General features: G+C 59.6%; 11 protein-coding genes. 7 read left to right on the top strand and 4 right to left on the bottom strand.

The features are described from left to right. The first annotated feature begins 89 nt into the window (after window positions 1-89). Complete coding sequence (locus HKK54_RS24950; RefSeq protein ID WP_237150984.1) at window positions 90-4565, top strand: Ig-like domain-containing protein; 4476 nt, start codon at window positions 90-92, stop codon at window positions 4563-4565. A 109-nt stretch (window positions 4566-4674) separates the two neighbouring features. Here HKK54_RS24950 and HKK54_RS24945 read toward each other — a convergent pair whose 3' ends face one another. From HKK54_RS24945 to HKK54_RS24935, 3 genes are all read right to left on the bottom strand, one after another. After that, complete coding sequence (locus HKK54_RS24945; protein WP_010165562.1) at window positions 4675-6948, bottom strand: autotransporter outer membrane beta-barrel domain-containing protein; 2274 nt, start codon at window positions 6946-6948, stop codon at window positions 4675-4677. 221 nt (window positions 6949-7169) lie between these two features. Continuing rightward, window positions 7170-9152 carry a hypothetical protein gene (locus tag HKK54_RS24940; protein ID WP_169388162.1) on the bottom strand — a complete coding sequence of 661 codons (1983 nt, stop codon included), beginning with the start codon at window positions 9150-9152 and terminating at the stop codon, window positions 7170-7172. 247 nt (window positions 9153-9399) lie between these two features. Next, window positions 9400-11367 (bottom strand): hypothetical protein, encoded by a 1968-nt coding sequence (locus HKK54_RS24935; protein ID WP_169388161.1) that lies wholly within the window; start codon window positions 11365-11367, stop codon window positions 9400-9402. A 223-nt stretch (window positions 11368-11590) separates the two neighbouring features. On the opposite strand from HKK54_RS24935, the gene HKK54_RS24930 reads away from it, so the two are divergent. The 5 genes from HKK54_RS24930 (at window position 11591) to HKK54_RS24910 (ending at window position 16792) form a co-directional block, all read left to right on the top strand. Further along, window positions 11591-12655: a LacI family DNA-binding transcriptional regulator gene (locus HKK54_RS24930; protein WP_169388160.1), complete on the top strand. Its 1065-nt coding sequence runs from the start codon at window positions 11591-11593 to the stop codon at window positions 12653-12655. An 89-nt stretch (window positions 12656-12744) separates the two neighbouring features. Further along, the gene (locus tag HKK54_RS24925) at window positions 12745-13527 is read left to right on the top strand and encodes a sugar phosphate isomerase/epimerase family protein (RefSeq protein WP_169388159.1); all 783 of its coding nucleotides are present in this window, start codon (window positions 12745-12747) and stop codon (window positions 13525-13527) included. Continuing rightward, a complete protein-coding gene (locus HKK54_RS24920) occupies window positions 13520-14464 on the top strand; it encodes a sugar kinase (RefSeq protein WP_169388158.1) in 945 nt (314 codons plus the stop codon). Before HKK54_RS24925 ends, HKK54_RS24920 begins: the two co-directional genes overlap by 8 nt. 55 nt (window positions 14465-14519) lie before the next feature. Next, window positions 14520-15815 (top strand): MFS transporter, encoded by a 1296-nt coding sequence (locus HKK54_RS24915; protein ID WP_010165554.1) that lies wholly within the window; start codon window positions 14520-14522, stop codon window positions 15813-15815. After that, window positions 15815-16792, top strand: coding sequence for a 2-hydroxyacid dehydrogenase (locus tag HKK54_RS24910; RefSeq protein ID WP_169388157.1), 978 nt, complete (start codon window positions 15815-15817; stop codon window positions 16790-16792). The genes HKK54_RS24915 and HKK54_RS24910 overlap by 1 nt, the downstream gene beginning before the upstream one ends. Before the next feature lie 148 nt (window positions 16793-16940). Here HKK54_RS24910 and HKK54_RS24905 read toward each other — a convergent pair whose 3' ends face one another. Then, window positions 16941-18566 carry a methyl-accepting chemotaxis protein gene (locus HKK54_RS24905; RefSeq protein WP_010165551.1) on the bottom strand — a complete coding sequence of 542 codons (1626 nt, stop codon included), beginning with the start codon at window positions 18564-18566 and terminating at the stop codon, window positions 16941-16943. 234 nt (window positions 18567-18800) lie between these two features. Here HKK54_RS24905 and HKK54_RS24900 point away from each other — a divergent pair, with 234 nt between their 5' ends. Beyond that, window positions 18801-20228: a nucleobase:cation symporter-2 family protein gene (locus HKK54_RS24900; protein WP_169388156.1), complete on the top strand. Its 1428-nt coding sequence runs from the start codon at window positions 18801-18803 to the stop codon at window positions 20226-20228. Window positions 20229-20241: the final 13 nt, after the last annotated feature.

Below are 20241 nucleotides of genomic sequence, written 5' to 3'. Positions count from 1 at the left end.
GCTATCCGCCGGTTTCCTCCGGGTGTTTGATTTTCCTTGCCTCGCGTGCTTTCGCATCGGCGCGCGCCCTTTCTGCAAGGAGAACCTCCATGTCCAGCTCTCCCATTGATCACGACAGCAGCGACCGGCCTGAACGTCCGCCCGCCGACGCCTCCCTGAGCGTTTTACCGCCCTCCACCAACACCGACGCGAATGGGACCACGGCAGTAGATCTTACACCGCCGCCCTATGCGAGCCGTGCAATCCTGTCTGTCGTGGGGGCGGACCGGGGATTGAACATCGCCCATATCGAAAATGGGTTGATCATCAATTTTGAACGATGGATTAACCTCAATGTGGATGATGTGTTTGAGTACTACATGGGCGATACACGGTTTCCCAAGGCCGAGGACCAAATTCGCCCGGGCCAGGAAACACAGGTGCGCTACCAATTGGCAATTCCGTATGAGGAGGTGCCCACCGGTTTCGTTTTTCCCTGCTTCGGACGTGTAGTCAGAGCATTGGGCGGCGCTGAAAGCACTTCGGTGGAGCAAACATTCTTCATCAAAGACACGCGCCCCGGTGGGGACGATACAGACCCAGGACTGCCTTACCATTCCGAATTGAAACTGCACTTGCCACCTGATCTGCAGGGCCCGGACGCGGTACTGGAGCCCGACCGGGCGAGTTCGGGCTTGCTGTTCCCCATTGACCGCTACCCCAACATCCGCGTGCGCGACACCCTCGAGCTGGAGTACGGCAACCAGACGGTCCTGCTTCAGATTGACGCAGACCAGGCCGAGGGGCGAACCCCCATTGAGGTATTCGTATCGGAAAGGATCATTGAGCGCGCCGGCAGCGGACTGATCGCGATCCGCTTTCGGGCCTACGACGAAGTGGACAACGTTTCCGGAAAAATTCGGCAGTGGTCGCAAACCTCTCACCTGAAAGCCGATCTGGACACCACCCTGTTGGAACGGCCCTACTTCCTCGTAGAACGCGTCGACACGACTGACGTCAATTTCGATACTCAAGGGGAGAAAATATTTGAACTCGAGGTGGTAGTACCGTCTGTGCTGCCCAACGGCACCCGCACTCCCGCAGGCGCCCAAATCGTCGCAACGCTGAACGCCATCCAGTTCGACGGCTCACCGCTGGTGGAAACACTGCCGCCGTTCCCGGCAGTGCTCAACCGCTCGGCGTTTACCGTCGTGCGCAATGACATCATCAAACAGCTGATCAATGGCTCGATGCTGATCACCTATGAGGTGCAATTCCCGCTGGGCACCGTCCTGGGTACCTCCCGTGGGTTGACGGTCACGGTCTTTGGTACCCAGGCGAATATGCCGGCCGTGACGATCAGGGAGGCCGAGGTCGGTTTGATCGACCCGGCGGCCCCCTACATTACCGTGGACTTCCCGGAGTACACGCCCTATAGCCCCAACTTCCCCGTGACCCTGCGCATGGAGGCCATACGACCCGGTGGCGGCGTAGAGTTTTATGAGCAGACCCTGCTGGCCGGCGCGCCACCGCCCCCTACGCGGTTTCGGATTGTGCCCAACAGTGAGTTCCAACGCTTTGTCGGCCTCGGCCATGTCCGGGTATTTTATCGGGTGGACGACGGCAGGATCGGGCCGACGGAGATCGATGCGTTGACGATTCGCGACTCTGAAGACCTGTTTGTGCAGTTCGGTGATCGTGTGGAGATCATGCCACGGCCGTTGATGCAAGGCGTCGACCTCGATGACAACCTTGACCCCAATGATGTAATTGGCCAGGCGATTGTCACCCTGCCGTATGTCAACACGCTCCCCGGGGACACGCTTGTGTGGCGATGGCAGGGCAGCGCTGGCGGCCCCGAGAGTTCTACCGGGGGCAGCATTCTGTTGAATGAGGCTTCAGCAGGCGCCGCGGTTGCCTTCACGGTGGACAAGTCCTATGTCGACGCCAACCTGGATCACGAGATCCGCCTGAGCTACTCACTCGTCAGGCCTGGCGCCGAGCCACTGCGTTCTGAAGTGCTGGTGGTCACCGTCGGCCGGCCCCTGGGCGACCTGCTGCCACCCACCGTGCGTGAAGCCGACCCGGACCTTGACCAACTGATGCCGGAACGCGTGACAGCGGGCGCGACCATTGTCGTGTACTTCCCGCAAATGCTCCCCACTGACCGGATTCGTGCCGAATGGAATGGCCTGGCGTTTATTGGCAGCCACAGCGAGACCAAAGACGGGAGTGCCGACATGCGTGTCGAGTTCCGGGTACCGCCCGAGGTGATCGGAGCCAATATTCATCCGGCTGGCCGGAATATCACGGTGCAGTATTTCCTGCTGCGGCGCACCCGGGAAATACCGTCGCAGCCCCTCGTCCTGCATCTGCTACCTCTCATTGATACACCCACTCCCACCATCGAGGGCGTGGGCGACAACCCGATACTCGAAACATTCCGCCTGGCGGGCAACGAGCGTACGGTCATCGACCGCTGGGACTTCAGCCAAAGGGACCAGCGGATGTGGATGGACTACGAAGGCGAATATGCCGATGGTCGGCGCTATTATGAACAAACCTATAGTGCAGAGCTCGTCACCGCAGCAGGTGAAACCCAAGGCGTCAGCCCTCCTACGCCGGTCAATGAACTGCGCCGGCTAAGGGACGGTTCGCAGTTGACCACTCGATTCTGGGTCAGTTTTGATCGCGGCCAATTCAAGTCCGAGGCCCTGATGTTCAGGGAGCGCCATTACTATATTCAGACACTGCCCAGTATCTTGCCGCACCCAGTGCTCCAGGGCGCCTCGGGCACGGGCCCGAACGTAACGGTCGAACCGCTGGCGGTCGAAAATAACGTGAGAGTCACGGTGCGCTATGACGATATGCGCAGCGACGACCTGATCACCTTGAAGTGGGTCTATCAGGACGCTACGGTGCATCGCATCACGTTGAGTGGCCTGGCCACGGGAACCCGGGTGTTCCCCATCGACAACAAGATCATGGCCCTCAGTATCAACAGCACCATCCAACTGAGTTACTCCGTCGTGCGCACCGGTATTCCAGGCGCCACACCCTCCCATGTGCAGACAGTCAGGGTCGGCACGATCACCTCTTTGCCTCGTCCGTTGATCCACAATGTGCCGCACACCTCGATCCTGGATGTACCTACCCTGCCGGGGTCGGCACTGCTGACGGTGGCGCAATGGCCCTATGTGTATACCGGAATGAACCTCTGGCTGACGCTCCATTGTCCAGGGGCCAGCCCCGCTACGTTGGTGATATGGGCTGCTCACCCCCACAACGCGGCAGCCGGGGTCAGTATTCCCGCCCCTCTGGACTGGCTGGCTACTTGCCCGAATGGCGAGCAGATTTCGATTCAATTCAAAGTGGGGTATGTCACCCACGCCACCGAGGCTCAAGCAATCAGCGCCCCGGTTACCCTTTATACCGTGCGCAATACCGTGTTGGCGCTCGCCATTACGGGTGCGGCGGATGCCGTCGGCAACCTCATTGCCAACGGTGGGTCCGCAGCAACGAGCACCGTGACGCTCACCGGCACCGCCAGTCCCGTCCCTCAGAGTCCGTTCGATATCTATGACGGCGACTTACTGATCACCAGCGTGCCTGCCGGTCAATCACCCTGGTCTGTGGTGGTGACGGGGGTTGCGCTGGGAGAGCGTCGCTATACGGCACGGGGGCGCCAAGGTAACCCGCGGCCGACTTCCAACCTGTGGCGTTTCAACAATCTGTCCGTGGTGACGCCTACCATCACCGTCCGTGACTCCAGGGGCGAAGTCCCGCATCAGGGCACCACCACCAACACCTCCGTCACCGTCAGCGGCAAGGCGACGCCTGGTTTGCAGGTGCGGTTGTGGGAAGGCGGTGCACCCATAAGCGGACCATTGACCGTAAGCCCCGGCGGAGACTGGAGCTACGTGATGAGTGGCTTGACCACACGAACCTACTCGGTTCACGTCAAAGCGCTGTATGCCAATGTGGAGTCGAATACACGGACCTTTACCGTGGGTGCGGCGACACCGCCGTTGACCATCGACCAAACCAACATGCACCTCAATGGCTATGCCATCGTGGCACAAGGCTGGGTCAGGAATGCTCAAGACTATCCCGGCAATGCACAAACGCGCACACCCACCGGCGGTGTGCTGCCTTATACCTACAGTTCAAGAAACTCGGGTATTGCGTCGGTGACCCAAGCCGGGAAAGTCACGGGGAACCGCAATGGCAGCACCACAATTGATGTTCGAGACAACCTGGGCAGTACGGTGTCCTACAACGTCAGCGTGAGTAACGTGTGGCACTTGCGGGTGAGAAACGCCGAGTCTGACTACAACGGCGCAATCGCCTGGCGCAACTCCCTGCCGGGCGCGATAGCCATGGGAGCGAGCGCGCTCAGCCACATGTCAACCGTCTACGGGACGGTTCAAAGCTTCCCGCTCAATCAGTATGGTTACTGGTGCTGCCTGGAGGGCGGTTGTGGAGGTTTTCTACCAGAAGGCATCATGTATTACGGCCGCGACTCGGCGCGGGTCTGGTGCCGGTTGAGATCATATGCCTATTCGGCATTTTGCCTTCAGCCTTGACTGTCGTGAGTTAGGGTAAACACAAGGCAGGTTCATCGCATTGATGAATCTGCCTTTTTTATGGCGAAAAAAGGGAAGCTGAAGCTTCCCATTTTAATGAACCAGTGCCTTAGAAATCGTAACGCACCCCTACGTTGACACCCCACGGCTGATCAACCTTCTTGCCTTGGGCGTGTTCCAGATCCGCGTGCAGCTTGACGTTTTTCGAGACCGACATCGCCACACCCGCCGCCACTTCGATGCGCGAACCAAACACATCGTTGTTGAAACTGTGGCCGTTCACCCGCACCTGGTTGCTGTGGTTGAACTCATGTGCCACCGCGGTACGCAGGTAAGGTTGCAGCACCCCACCGCTCTCCAGCTGGATGTTCTTGCCGCCCGTCACACCCAACTTGCCGACCACCGAAGCGGAACGGTCGCCCTTGGCGTGCAAGCCATTGTCCAGTTCATAGCTTTGCGCCTGGATGATGGTGGCGCTCAGTTGCGAGTACGGCTCGACAAAGTAGCCGTCATCGAGCTTGATATGCCGACCGACTTCCGCGGATGCGCCCACGGCGTTTTGCGCATAGTTGCCCTTGGCGCGCTTGCCGTCGCTCATGGTCACCTTGACGTCGTTGTGCAGGCGGTTGAGCTTGACCACACCGTCGAAGTACAGGCCGCTTTCGTCGTCGAGCCACGTGGCGTAACCCCCCAGGTAGTAGCTGTTGACCTTACCGCTGCCAGACGCATTGAGGCTGATGTCGGACGTGCTGTGACCGGCCATGACACCGGCCATCCACTGGCCGTCACCGCTGGACAGGGGGGCATCGGCACCGAGGGTCAGGCCACGCTGGTTTTGGGTGTAGCCGCCCCCGTCCCGTTTGCCGGCCACTTCATACTTGTTGCCGTAACCACGCATCCAGAAACCGTTGCTCTGGCCGTCGCTGAAACGCACTTCACCCATACGGGTACGCAGCAGGGACATCTCGCCGTAGAGCACGGTGGGTGCAGTGTTGAACAACCCAAGGACCGCTTTGGTGCTGTTACTGGTGCCACGGCGGCTAGGGTCCAGGTACCAGTCGGTGTCCTGCTTTTGCAGGCCATAGGAATAGGTCCCGACATCCACCGTATCACCCACCAGGGAGAACTGCGCATCACCGCCTTCGGTGTGCACCACCATGATCGGAGTGGCAGCGGCCAGGTCCGAGCCCGTCGCCGCCAGCAACAGGCTGTGATTACCCGTGGCGGTGCCGTTGACGTTCAGCAGATCGGTCTGGCCGTTGGAAAAGTCGGTGTGCATGGCAAAGGTGCCATCGCCCGACAGGCTGTTGACATCCAGTTGGTAGAACTCATCCGGGCCGCCAAAGTTAACGGTACCACCGCCCATGATCAGGTCGCCGACCTCACTGTCAGCCACCAGCATCCAATGGGACGCCGAGTTGACGCTCAGCTCGGCCACGTTCTTCAACTGGCCGGTCAGCCAGGAGCCGTTGTTGAGTTGCAGCTTGGCGGTGCTGCCGCCTTCGACCACCACGTCGCCCACCAGGGAGCTGCGGTCGACGTTCATGTTGGCCGTTGAGCCGCCCATCACTTCCAGAATATTGCCGTTGCCGCTAATCAAGTTCGACCCATTGCGTACCTGGATATCCGCGTCAGTGCTGGAACCCGCGTCTCCACTCACCAGCAACGCAGCGCCGTTTCTACCCTCGACACTGGAGCCGTTCAATACCAGGCTGCTGGTGTTCAAGTCGGAGGATTCGTAGTGCAGTCGTACACCGTTCTCACCTCCCACGATTTGACTGCTGACCGCGGAGGCGTCCGCCCCCAACAGAAGGATGCCTGTCCCCGTATCGTCGGTAGCAACAACCTGGGAGTTGGTAAAATTCAACTGGCTGAATGCCGAGGCAATCGCGCCGAGGGTAGAGCCGCTGACCGAGCTGCCGACAATGTTCATGGTCGAGCCATCGGACGTCAGAAAGTTACGCCCTGCACTGATACCCAGGCCATTTCTGTTGATGATCGTACTGTCGCGAATATCGGCATTGCTGCTGGTCAAGTGCATCGCGTAGGCAGCATTTGCCCGAGCTTCGACCGTTGCGCCGGTCAGATTGATTTGCGAGCCGGAGGAAGCCTGGATGTCTTGCGCTTGTGTTCCCTCGTTCAATGTCATCCGCGAGCCCACTACCTGGGACTGGCGCAACGTCGCGCCATTCGAGATCAAATGGGAGTCTTCCGAAAGAACCCAGTTATCGATGATATAGCCTGGACCAATAGTGCGCTCTTCGCCCCCGACCAACCCGCTCCGGGCCTCAGCGACTGACGCCCCCAGCATGAGCAAACCCATTGCAGGTGCTTGCAGCGCCACCGTCAGCGGATGTTTTTTAAAAAATAAGTTGATGTTCATTCTGCGTGCATACCCGTAAAGAACCTTCCCAAAGGGAACGAATTGACCGGCACCAAGAGAGAGGGGCAGGCCTTCAGGAGCAGCAGATTAGGGAGAGAAGGAGAACGAATATGTAGGACTTATCCGAACATCATTGCTGAATAAAAAGTATGAAACGTAGGATGCTGAAGAAGAGGAGAAGCATCGCCCCTCCTCTTCCGACATGAAGACCTAAGGTTTCCCTAAGGCCAAGGAGAACCGTCGCAGTAGGCTGGGCCAGCCACAACCGCATTGACGATCACATAAGCTTCCGCCGAATCAACAGGAGAAGGCCCCGGAACAGGTACCGAATAGGTAATCCTTACCGCCCCCTCCGAAGGGTTGGCCGCATTGATTGGCTTGACCCGCGTGTCATACGGTGCGACCGGTACGTTAAAACCGGAGACGGTCTCGGTTGCCGTGAGGGGGCCATAAGTGAACACCGTGGAAACAGCCGGCAAGTGACTGGTGCCGGCGTTATCACTGTAGGCGTTCCAGTTCACGCGGATAATCATGCCCGCCGTCATCAACGGGTGAGGCGGTACGCGGATTTGTGCAATGTAGGTGGGCGCAGGCATCGCCGTGCAACCAATCAGCGTAATCCCTGGTGCGATCGTTACCGAATTGACAATGCTTGGGGCGTTGAAAGAAATGACGTTGGCAGCGACCGTAATCGGCTGGGTGGGCGAGACATCGCGATTATTGGTACCCGGAGTGGCAAGCTCGTAATGCAGCGGAATGCGACCATTGGAGTGCTTTGCAATGAATGGCCATGCCACGTTCATGTCGATATCATCGCCAGGGTTCGCCGTGAGATGATTCACCGTCACGCGGTCTACTTCCTCCCCACCGTAAAACAACACGATATCGAACGGTTTTGTATCCGGCAGTGGTGGATCCGACCACAGCGTCACGATGACAGGTGCATCCTGCAGGGCATCAGAGGCATCCAGTTGATTGTTTAAACCCGATGTCGCGCCAGTCAGTTCCGGCCGCGGCAGCCTCGGGTTGACCAAATCGGGGGCGTCGGGGTTCACGGGACCGGCCTTGTCCAGATCCAGGCTGATGGTGCTCGGCACCGGGACTGGATGCCGGACGCCCCCGCGGTCAACCGAATACCCTACTTCCAATGCAATCGCCCCGGTGCTGGCGCCATACAAGGCCAGGAGCGTGGCAAAACCCACATGAAAATTGAATGGCAGAGGATGGCCGTTCAAGGCAAGCGGGCCAATTTCCTGAGTGCCCACCAGCGTAGTCAACCGCACATAAAAATTGTCCTGAGCGCGGTCTGCGTCATAAGACGGAATGATTACAAACATGCCGGAGGATTTGGCAGTGTCGGGCAGATCAATCAAACGATCACCTGCACCGGTGAGGGTCAACGCATCCACAATGCCAGGTGAGGCCAAAACCGGGGCAGGTCGCAGGGCAATGGTAATCGGCAACCCGAGCGATAGTCGGCTGATGTTGCCAGACGCATCCCGAAATTTGTAATACAGGGTGGACAAACCCTCGTGCGCCTGTGCCAATGCCCGAGTGACTTTCACGGCAAGGTCAGGAAATACATCACCCGTTGCGACAACAGGCCCATTGAGGCTGAGGCTCAACTCCCAAGTATCGCCTGGCGCTGCGCCATAGGCGTCATAATCCGGAATAGGAAACTCCACTTCATCGCCACTGGCGGCAAGGAAAGCTTCCGTCAGTGCACCAGGCCAACCCGCCGGAGTGGTCAAGGGGAAAGGAGCAATCCCGGCCGTGTCATAAGGTGCAAGCCGGTCGACAATAAATGTAACAGCAGCGGAACCTGCGATATTGGTGCCGCCAGTGGTGGTCACTTTATAACTATAAGTATGGGTGCCCTGTGTCAACAGTGCGACAGGAACCACACCGACAAACGGAGTTGCGTCAAAAACCCTTGTATTTCTGATATACCCGGATTCGAAGTTCCCAACATCATCCACGTACTCATCAACGTCAGCAGGCAATAACACCGATGGTACTGGAACCCATGATGGCACCTGCAGTTCAAGGTTCCTGTCAACGGCGGCACGGGTAAGCAACCCGGGATACAGGGCCGGATTAACCAACCCCGCAGGTACTGCGGGTAGAAGCGTGATGGGAACAGAAAGGACAGTGGCGTTTTCCTCACTTTCTTTACTTTCCACGAACGAACCTGTCTTTTTCATTTTAATCTACTCGCTCTAGTTTAGTTAAACTAACTGGACATTCTCGCAAACTTCGGTAAACCACCAAGCACGCACAGCGCGTCGCACGCGCACAGTAATAAGTGCACGAAAAGTCAACAATTCACATGACAAATACAGCACGTGAGCAACTTCAAACAGCGTACTATTTCCTCTTTTGATTAAACAAAATACACACCGAGCCTATGAACTCCCAACCCACAGCCAATCCTTTTCGTTACAGGAATGACTATTCGTCGCTGCCGTCACAGAAGCCTGTATCGCCGGGAAAACACACCGTGCCGCCTGGCGTAACCCGATCGATTCTGACCAGCCCTGTCAACGATTCACCCACCACGGCCCCCCCTCTAAGCAAGTAATAGCGGCCGCTGGCCGAGCAATACCTGACCATGGGCGCAATCCTGGTATCCCAAGGCAACACCGTGATCACCACGCCGTCACGCAGGTGGTCGGTCGTCAGGAACAACCGGTCTTCAAACTCAGTCCCCCCGATCGGATCTTCCAGGCTGGTAGTACGAAACCCTTGCCACTCAAAAACGAGTTCGTCGTTGACCCGCATCAGCGGATCAGGGCTGATGACCCACAGCACACCATGGCAGATGGCAGGGCGCGATTCACACGTCATGAATTGAGCGGCGCCGTGCAACGTATGACCGATTCTCGGTGCTGGCATTTGTGCAACAGGGTCGACATGCACATTGACCGGGGTATTCGGGGCAACCTGTTCATTGACACCGTTACTGGTGGTGTAAAAAACCGGGAGTGTCGGGTGATTGCCTTGAGCAACAATAATGGCCCCCGATACATCTGGAACAAACCGGACCAACCGATTGATCGAATCCCCAAGCTGAACCACATACCGGGCAATCGGCCCGGTACCGTTCCAGTAAAGCTCGAGCACCTGCCCGGGTTGCGGGTCTGCAAAGAGTCGCACCCATGCATTTGCACCGGCGGCCCGGTCGCGGATGTCCAGCTCATTGGTCAGCCCTGAACCGTTACCAAAGACTTGCAGCCGGGCTAGCGTGTCATTGAGCAACAAGGGGGCATTGGCGTGATCCTGGCCGGCAATGGTGAAGTCGGTCCAGAAAAATGCCGTCGGCGATGGAACGGGAGGTAGCAGTGGCCGACGTATCTCGTAGTGGACCGGAACCTCCTCACGAGCCAGCGGACCTGGTATGCGCAAAATACTCCAGGGAATGTCCACATCGAAGGGAAAGCGCGTGACAGGCACCGCAGGCAATACCTGGCGCCCCGCCCAGATCACCAGCACCTCGTCGCCGGGCATGAAGTCTGTGTATTGACTGGGGATTTGCACTGCGATCCCTGCGCGGGCATCGTCACGATTGAGCAGAGGATCATTGTAGGCCGGTGGCCTGATCTGCGGTGGCGGCAGATTACTGGGCAAACCGACCAGGCTGACCCGGAACTGGGTCGGGGCACTCAAGCCACTGAAGTTACCCGTGCGATCGAACAACCGATAGGTCATAAAGATCGGACCATTGGGCAACGCACGGAAAAAGTCGCGATGTACCCTCAGAATCAATGGATCGGAAATCGACACAAGCACCTGGGTGTAAACCGGAATCTGGGGAACCGGGGGATTCAACGGCGACATGTAAAAAGCAACGCTATCCTCTGCCGCGCGATCGTTGTAGGGAGGAATCCGGATTTCGATAAATTCATTGGCAGCCAATACGGCCTCGGTAATGCCGCCCGCCGCGATAGCAGGATCGACGAACTCCAAATGATCATCGGGCGAAATAAAGGTGGGCGGGGTTCTGTCCACCGTGAGGATTCTTGATGGCGAATTCTGATCAGGGCTACCTGCTTCCTTGATCCGGTAGAAGACCTCCACCACCGAGTCGCTGATCATGAAGAGTGTTGGCACGTACAGTGAATACGGAAACGGCGTCGCATTAAACTCCGTTTGATCAAACTCCTTGAAATCCGCCACCGCTTCAAATCCGGAGATTTTCCAGATGAGCTGGACGGTGTTGCTTCTAAACATCGTAGGCCCGGGCAACCATCTTGGCACACGGCATTCCAAAGGTCGCTCCAGAAACGGCCGGGGAATCAAACCGACAGGGTCCGAATCGGGAACACCCACAATTTCGTCAAATGGGTCCAGGACCAGGACCTGATCGTCCCGGGGCACGGAAGAAACGTTGGCTGATGAACCTTTGGCGGAAGTGGGCATGATGGCCTGCTCCTATTAACACATTGTCGGTTGCCGAGCTGGATTCGATTAAACGCCGGATTCAGGGGCCCGGATACTGTCAGAACTAACAGGTACCTCCCGCCGCTCGTCGTTTTATTTTCGTCAGACAGACGAGCAATTCTGGACGCCAACCTTGACGCATGGCCTGACTTGGTGTCTTCTGAAACCGGTTTCACACCTCCAATAAGAAAGGCCCATCATCGTGACTTCATTTTCCGCCGCCCAGCGCAGCCGTGTGACCATGCTTGATGTGGCCGAGCGTGCCGGCGTGTCCAAGGCCAGCGTGTCGCGTTTTATCGGCGACGACCGCGCCCTGCTCTCCGACGCCATTGCTCTGCGCATCGAGCAGGCCATCGACGAACTCGGCTACCGCCCCAACCAGATGGCCCGTGGGTTGAAACGTGGCCGCACCCGCCTGATCGGCATGCTGGTGGCCGACATCCGCAACCCCTATTCGATTGCCGTGATGCATGGCGTGGAAACCGCCTGCCGCCAGCACGGCTACAGCCTGGTGGTGTGCAACACCGACCGCGATGACGAACAGGAAAGCCAGCACCTGGCCGCCCTGCGCGCCTACAACATCGAAGGGTTGATCGTGAATACCCTGGGCCATCACCTTGACCAGTTGCTGGAACTGCAACGGGAAATGCCCCTGGTGCTGGTAGACCGCAAGGTCGAGCCACTGCACAGCGACCTGGTGGGGCTGGATAACCCGGTGGCGGTGCGCATGGCCGTGGAGCACCTCGAACAGCAAGGTTACCGCGACCTGTTATTGGTCAGCGAAGCGCCCGATGGCACCAGCTCACGGCTGGAACGCCTGGACAGTTTCAACGCCGAAATCAGCCAACGCAGTGCGTTAAGCGGCGCCGTGCTGGAGATCGACAGCCACCTGAGTACCCGCCTGCAAGCCTTCCTCGCCACGCCTCAAGCTGGCCCCAAAGCCCTGTTTTGCGCCAACGGCATCGCCGCACTGGCGTGCACCCGTGCGCTGAAAGAACTGGGCTGCAACCTGTTTGAAGATGTCGGGCTGATCGCCCTGGATGACCTGGACTGGTACCCGTTGGTGGGCAGCGGCATCACGGCCCTCGCCCAGCCCACCGAAGCTATCGGCGCCAGTGCGTTTGACTGTTTGCTCAAGCGGTTGCGCGGGGACACAGCGCCGACACGCACCCTGGATTTTCTGCCGCAATTGATTATCCGAGGCTCGACCCAATCCCTTGTGGGAGCTGGCTTGCCTGCGATGACGGTTTCTCAGGCGAAGCAGTAGTCGACCGACACGCCGCCATCGCAGGCAAGCCAGCTCCCACATATTTATTTTGCGTATAAAAATGAAACCGGTTTCAGAGGTAAACAACAATGCACAAGTACCCCGTTTCCATCAGTCTTTCCAGCTACGGTGCCGACCTCGTGCGCCAACAGGGCCAGCTGAGTTTTGTCGAGCTGCTGGCCGCTGCCGGTGCCCGGCGCATCGAATGGCGTGAAGAGCTGCTGACCACCGAACAGCCCGCTGAACTGGCCCAAGCCGCGGCGGATCACGGCCTGGAATGCGTGTTTTCATCCCCCCTGGAACTCTGGGTTGCCGGCCGCTCCCAACCCAACGCCGAACTCGCCGCCACCCTCGACCGCGCCCAGGCGTTCGGCGCCCGCTGGCTGAAAGTCTCCCTGGGTTATTTCACCGACACCAACGACCTGGACAGTTTGAGCGCCCTGCTCAACCGCCATCCGGTGAAGCTGCTGGTGGAAAACGATCAGACCCTGCACGGCGGGCGCATCGAGCCGATGCAGCGGTTTTTCAACGAAGTCGAACGCCTGGCAGTACCGGTAAAAATGACCTTCGATATCGGCAACTGGCAATGGCAGGACCAATCCGCGACCACCGCCGCACGCCTGTTGGGCCGGCATGTGGATTACCTGCACTGCAAAGCCGTGGCCCGACGCGCCGACGGCAAGCTGGTGGCGCTGCCGCCGGGCGCCGCCGACCTGCATCTGTGGGAACAACTGCTGAAGCACATGACTCAAGGTATTACCCGGGCCGTGGAATTTCCGCTGCAAGGTGATGACCTGGTGCAGGTCACTGCGCAACAAGTCGCCGCCCTCGCCGTCCTTGGCCAGCCCCGCGTGGAGAACGCACATGTCTGAGATCGATATTCTGTCGTTTGGCGAAACCATGGCGATGTTTGTCGCCGAGCAGACCGGCGACCTGGCCCAGGTTGCGCAGTTTCACAAGCGTATTGCCGGGGCCGACAGCAACGTCGCCATCGGCCTGTCGCGCCTGGGTTTCAACGTGGCGTGGCTGAGCCGCGTAGGCGCCGATTCCCTCGGGCGTTTTGTGGTGGACACCCTGCAGAACGAAGGCCTGGACTGTCGGCATGTGGCGGTGGACCCGCTGCACCCCACCGGTTTCCAGCTCAAGTCCCGTGAAGAAGCCGGCGATGACCCGCAGGTGGAATACTTCCGCCGTGGCTCGGCGGCCAGCCATTTGTCGGTGGAGGCGATCAAGCCCGAGCTGTTGCAAGCCCGGCACTTGCACGCCACCGGCATTCCGCCGGCGCTGTCGGACGCCACCCGCGAGCTGTCGCGCCAGTTGATGACGCAAATGCGCGAGGCTGGCCGCAGCGTGTCCTTCGACCCGAACCTGCGCCCGTCCCTGTGGGCCAATGAGCAACGCATGATCCGCGAAATCAACGCCCTCGCCTGCCTGGCGGACTGGGTGTTGCCGGGCCTGAGCGAAGGCCGCTTGCTCACCGGTTTTGAAGACCCGGCCGACATCGCCGCGTTTTACCTGGACCAGGGCGTGGAAGCCGTGGCCATCAAGCTCGGCCCCCATGGCGCGTATTACCGTACGCAGCTGGACCAGGGTTTCGTCGCCGCCCTGCCGGTGGCCAAGGTGGTCGACACCGTAGGCGCCGGCGATGGGTTTGCGGTCGGCATGATCAGCGCGCTGTTGGAAAACCTCAGTTTTGTCGAGGCCGTGCAGCGCGGCAACTGGATCGGCAGCCGCGCGGTGCAGAGCCGTGGCGACATGGAAGGCTTGCCGTTCAGGACCGATCTGCCCCACACCCAGAAAGCCGGCTAATCAGCATCACCCCGTTACCTGTTGCCACAACTACAACAAGCTCAGGAGCAACTTTATGGAACCGTTGAAACTCGCCACCCGCCGTTGGTGGTACATCATGCCCATCGTGTTTATCACCTACAGCCTGGCGTACCTGGACCGCGCCAACTATGGCTTTGCCGCCGCCTCCGGGATGGCCGAAGACCTGATGATCACCCCCGGCATGTCGTCATTGCTCGGCGCGCTGTTCTTCCTCGGCTACTTCTTCTTCCAGGTGCCGGGCGCGATCTACGCGCAAAAGCGCAGCGTTAAAAAACTGATTTTCGTCAGCCTGATTCTCTGGGGCGGCCTGGCCACGTTGACCGGCATGGTCTCCAACGCCTACATGCTGATCGTGATCCGCTTCATGCTCGGGGTGGTCGAAGCCGCGGTAATGCCGGCGATGCTGGTGTACCTGTGCCACTGGTTCACCCGCGCGGAACGCTCCCGGGCCAACACCTTCCTGATCCTCGGCAACCCGGTGACCATGATGTGGATGTCGGTGGTGTCGGGCTATCTGGTGCAGCATTTCAGCTGGCGCTGGATGTTCATCATCGAGGGCTTGCCGGCCGTGCTGTGGGCGTTTATCTGGTGGAAGCTGGCGGACGAAAAACCCGCCGACGCCAAGTGGCTGAGCGCCCAGCACAAAAAAGACCTGGAAACCGCCCTCGCCGAAGAACAGGTGGGCATCAAGGCGGTGAAGAACTACGCCGAAGCCTTCCGCTCGCCCAAGGTGATCATCCTGGCGCTGCAGTTTTTCTGCTGGAGCATTGGCGTATACGGCTTCGTGCTGTGGCTGCCGTCGATCCTCAAGGCGGGCTTGAAGATGGACATGGTCGAGGCCGGCTGGCTGTCGGCGCTGCCGTATCTTGCGGCGGTGATCGGCATGCTGGTGGTGTCCTGGGGTTCGGACAAACTGCAAAAACGTAAGCGCTTTGTGTGGCCACCGTTGCTGATCGCTTCCATCGCGTTTTATGCGTCCTACGTGCTCGGCGCCGAACATTTCTGGTGGTCGTACACCCTGCTGGTGATCGCCGGAGCGTGCATGTATGCGCCATACGGGCCGTTTTTTGCGATCGTCCCGGAGATCCTCCCGGCCAACGTCGCCGGCGGCGCCATGGCATTGATCAACAGCATGGGCGCCCTCGGTTCATTCGGCGGCTCCTACCTGGTGGGTTACCTCAATAGCAGCACCGGTTCGCCCGGCGCGTCGTACCTGCTGATGAGTGGTGCGCTGCTGGTGTCGGTGGTGTTGACGATCTTTCTCAAGCCCGGCGCCAGTGACCGCGAACGCGCCCCGCTGCATTCCCTTGAATTGAAGGTAAAGACCTGATGAAAAAGTCTGTCGTGCTCTACAAAAAACTCTCTGCGCCCCTGATGGCCCGCCTGCATGAGCAGGCCGAGGTCACGCTGATCGAATCACTGGATGACAACGGCCTGGCAACACTGCGGGAGGCCTTGCCGACCGCCCAAGGCTTGCTCGGTGCCAGCCTGCGCCTGGATGCCAAACTGCTGGATCTGGCGCCGAACCTTGAGGCCGTGGCCAGCGTGTCGGTCGGTGTCGACAACTACGATATCGACTACCTGACCGAGCGTGGCATCCTGCTCAGCAACACCCCCGACGTGCTTACCGAAACCACTGCCGATACCGGCTTTGCGCTGATCCTGGCAACCGCTCGCCGGGTAGTGGAGTTGGCCAATATGGTGCGCGCCGGCAACTGGAACCAGAACATCGGCCCGCTGCATTTTGGCAGCGACGTGCACGGCAAGACCCTGGGCATTATCGGCATGGGTCGCATTGGCGAAGCGTTGGCCCAGCGCGGGCACTTCGGTTTTGGCATGCCGGTGATCTACCACAGCCACTCGCCAAAGCCTGCGGTGGAACAGCGTTTCGGCGCCGAATACCGCAGCCTGCCAGACCTGCTCCAGCAAGCCGACTTCGTCTGCCTGACGTTGCCGTTGACCGCAGAAACCGAAGGTTTGATTGGCGCCAAAGAGTTCGCCCTGATGGGCCCGGAGACGATCTTTATCAACATCTCCCGGGGCAAGGTGGTGGACGAGGCGGCACTGATCGAGGCGCTGCAACAACGCACGATTCGCGCGGCGGGGCTGGATGTGTTCGTACGCGAACCGCTGCAGCATGACTCGCCGTTGCTGCGCCTGAACAACGTGGTGGCCACGCCGCATATCGGTTCGGCCACCCACGAGACGCGGGAAGCGATGGCGCGGTGTGCGGTGGACAATCTGCTGGCGGCGCTGGCGGGGGAAAAGCCGAAAAACCTGGTGAACCCGGCCGCCTGGAAACACTGACTGAAAACGCCGCAGGACCAATGTGGGAGAGGGCTTGCTGTGGTGAGGGGGCTTCACTCCAGATTGATGGGGCTGCTTCGCAGCCCAGCGCGGGGCAAGCCCGCTCACCACAGCAAGCCAGCTCCCACATTTTTGATCGCATTTCAGGTCAGATGACGAACCGCGCCACCATCCCGTTCAAATCCACTGCCAGGCGCGACAGTTCGTGACTGGCGGCGCTGGTCTGGTTGGCACCCGCTGCCGACTGGGTCGCCAGGTCGCGGATGTTCACCAGGTTGCGGTCAACCTCGCGGGACACCTGGGCCTGCTCTTCCGAGGCACTGGCGATCACCAGGTTGCGTTCGTTGATCAGGCTGATGGACTGGGTGATCTGCTCCAGCGCCACACCGGCAGCCCGCGCCATTTCCAGGGTGCTTTGAGTGCGCTGGTTGCTCTGCTGCATGGACTGCACGGCTTCACCGGTGCCGCTCTGGATGCCGGCGACCATTTTTTCGATTTCCTGGGTCGACTGCGCAGTGCGATGGGCCAGGGCCCGTACTTCGTCCGCCACCACCGCGAAACCACGACCGGCTTCACCGGCACGCGCCGCTTCAATCGCCGCGTTGAGGGCCAGCAGGTTGGTCTGTTCGGCAATTGCGCGAATCACGTCCAGCACCTTGCCAATATCACGGCCCTGAGTGGCCAGGCCTTCAATCAGTACAGCTGTGTTTTGCACGTCCTGGGTCATGGTCTGAATCGCACCCACGGTTTCCACCACCCGGTCGCGCCCTTCCCGTGCGGCCTGGTTGGACTGGCTGGACGCCTCGGAGGTGGACACCGCATTGCGCGCCACTTCTTCCACTGCGGCGGTCATCTCATTCACTGCCGTGGCGGCCTGGTCGATTTCGTTGTTCTGTTGTTGCAAGCCTTTGGACGCTTCTTCGGTGACGGCGCTGAGTTCTTCCGCTGCAGAGGCCAGTTGCGTGGCGGAGCCGGCGATGTGCTGGATGGTCTGGCGCAGGTTGCCTTGCATCCCGGCCAAGGCTCCGATCAGGCGGGCGGGCTCGTCCTTGCCGTCGTCCTCGATCACTGTGCTCAGGTTACCGCCAGCGATGGTTTCGGCAACTTCCAGGGCTTTGCGCAACGGGGTCACGATGCTGCGGGTCAGCAGCCATGCCAGCAACACGGTCATCAAAGCTGCGATCACCGAGACAGCGATGATCCCGGTGATGGCGTCCTGATAACTTTTCCCGGCCTCGTCACCGGCCTGCTTGGCATCTGCGGCATTGATGGCGATCAGCTTATTCAGCTGCTCGCCCATTTGGTCGGTACCGTCCTTGATGCGGCTGTTGATCAAGGCGCGCATCTCTTCCACTTTGTTCTGCCGCGAGAAGCTCACCATCTCAGCCTGAGCCTTGAGGTAATTATCGAGCGTGAGGGCGAACGTCTTGTACAGCGCAGCCTCTTCATCTCCGGCCGGCATCGCGGCGTAGGCAGCCTGGGCGGTCTTGACCTTGCCTTCCAGCACCCCCATACGGGTCTGTGCCTCTTCCAGCGCTGCCGGCTCACGATTCACCAGGACGCGAAACGACAATATCCGCAGGCGCAGGACGTTTTCGGTCATGGTGGCCAGATAGCCGACGCTGGGCAGTTGGTTCGCGCCCATGTCCACCGACGCCTGGCGGATCAGGGTCATGCGGTTGGCCGCAAACACCCCCAGGACGATGACAAGCAACGCAATAAACGCAAAACCGAGGAAAGCTCGAGGGGCGATATTCAGCTGACGGAGGGACATAGGGGGTGCTCTCAGAAGTAGTGGCTGCGAGCATCCCTGCCGCGACACGGTCAGTGTGCGTCAACGCGCCTTTCTGACCGGTTGGCACCACTGTTGTAATAGGTATGTGGGCCTATAAGAGATATCGGCAGGCTTGAGGATTTAATGGGGGATGTTTCGAAATATTTTTTCACACTTCTGACAACTGGCACTTTCTGGCATCCTGCGCCTCCTTTTTCCTACCGGGCCCGTATTTTGTCTGACACTCAAACCCCTCGCCCCCGTTATAAATCCGACCTGATCTACGGCCTCGACGACCGCCCGCACTTCAGCGCGGCGATCTTTGCCGCCCTGCAACATGTACTGGCCAGCTTTGTCGGCATCATCACCCCGACGCTGATCGTCGGTGGCGTGCTGGGCCTTGAAAGCGAAGTGCCGTACCTGGTGAGCATGGCGCTGTTTGTGTCGGGGCTCGGCACCTTTGTGCAGGCCCGCACGTTCGGCCCGGTGGGTTCAGGCCTGCTGTGCCTGCAAGGCACCAGTTTTTCGTTTATCAGCGTGATCCTGAGCGCCGGGTTCATGGTCAAGGCGCGGGGTGGCGGCACTGATGAAATCCTGTCGACGATCTTCGGCATCTGCTTCTTCGCGGCGTTTATCGAAGTGGTGCTCAGCCAGTTCATCGGCAAACTGCGCAAACTGATCACCCCGGTGGTCACCGGCACCATCATCACCTTGATGGGCCTGTCGCTGATCAAGGTGGCCGTCACCGACATGGCCGGCGGTTATGGCGCCAGCGACCTGGGTGCCGCCGGCAACATGGGCCTGGCGGCCCTGGTATTGCTGACCATCGTGGTGCTCAACCGCTTCAACAACCCGTTCCTGCGCCTGGGTTCGATCGTGATCGGCCTGACCCTGGGCTTTGTGGTGGCCTGGTGGATGGGCCGCGTCGACCTGGCCGCCCTGCCCCAGTTGCCACTGATCAGCGTGCCGGTGCCGTTCAAGTACGGTTTCTCGTTCGACTGGGTGGCGTTTATCCCGGTGGCGGTGATCTTCCTGATCTCGCCCCTGGAAGCGGCCGGGGACCTGACGGCCAACTCGATGATTTCCCAACAGCCGGTCAAGGGCCCGCTGTACATCAAGCGCATCAAGTCCGGCTTGCTGGCTGACGGCCTCAACTCGGTGATGGCCGCCACTTTCAACAGCCTGCCCATGGTGACCTTCGCCCAGAACAACGGCGTGATCCAGTTGACCGGCGTGGCCAGCCGGTATGTGGCGTATTTCATTGCCGGCCTGCTGGTACTGCTGGGGCTGTTCCCGATGATTGGCGCGGTGTTGCAGCTGATGCCCAAGCCGGTACTGGGCGGCGCGACCCTGATCATGTTCGGCACCGTCGCGGTGGCCGGGATCAAAATCCTCGCCGAGGCCGGCCTGCACCGGCGCAACGTGCTGATCGTGGCCATCTCCCTGGGGATGGGCCTGGGGGTGGCGGCCGTGCCGGAAGTGCTGCGCGAACTGCCCAAGGCGCTGCACAACATCTTCGAGTCGCCGATCACCGTGGGTGCGTTCTGCGCTATCGTGCTGAACATCTTCCTGCCTGAGGAGTTCATAGAACTGGAAGAAGATGAATTTGATCCGGAAGCCTCCACCCTCAAGGTGATGCAGGACCCGGACGTCACGAAATAGGAGAACCCGTTTT

It is taken from the genome of Pseudomonas sp. ADAK13 (assembly GCF_012935715.1).
Classification (GTDB): Bacteria; Pseudomonadota; Gammaproteobacteria; order Pseudomonadales; family Pseudomonadaceae; genus Aquipseudomonas.
This window is presented reverse-complemented; position numbering and strand designations above follow the sequence as displayed.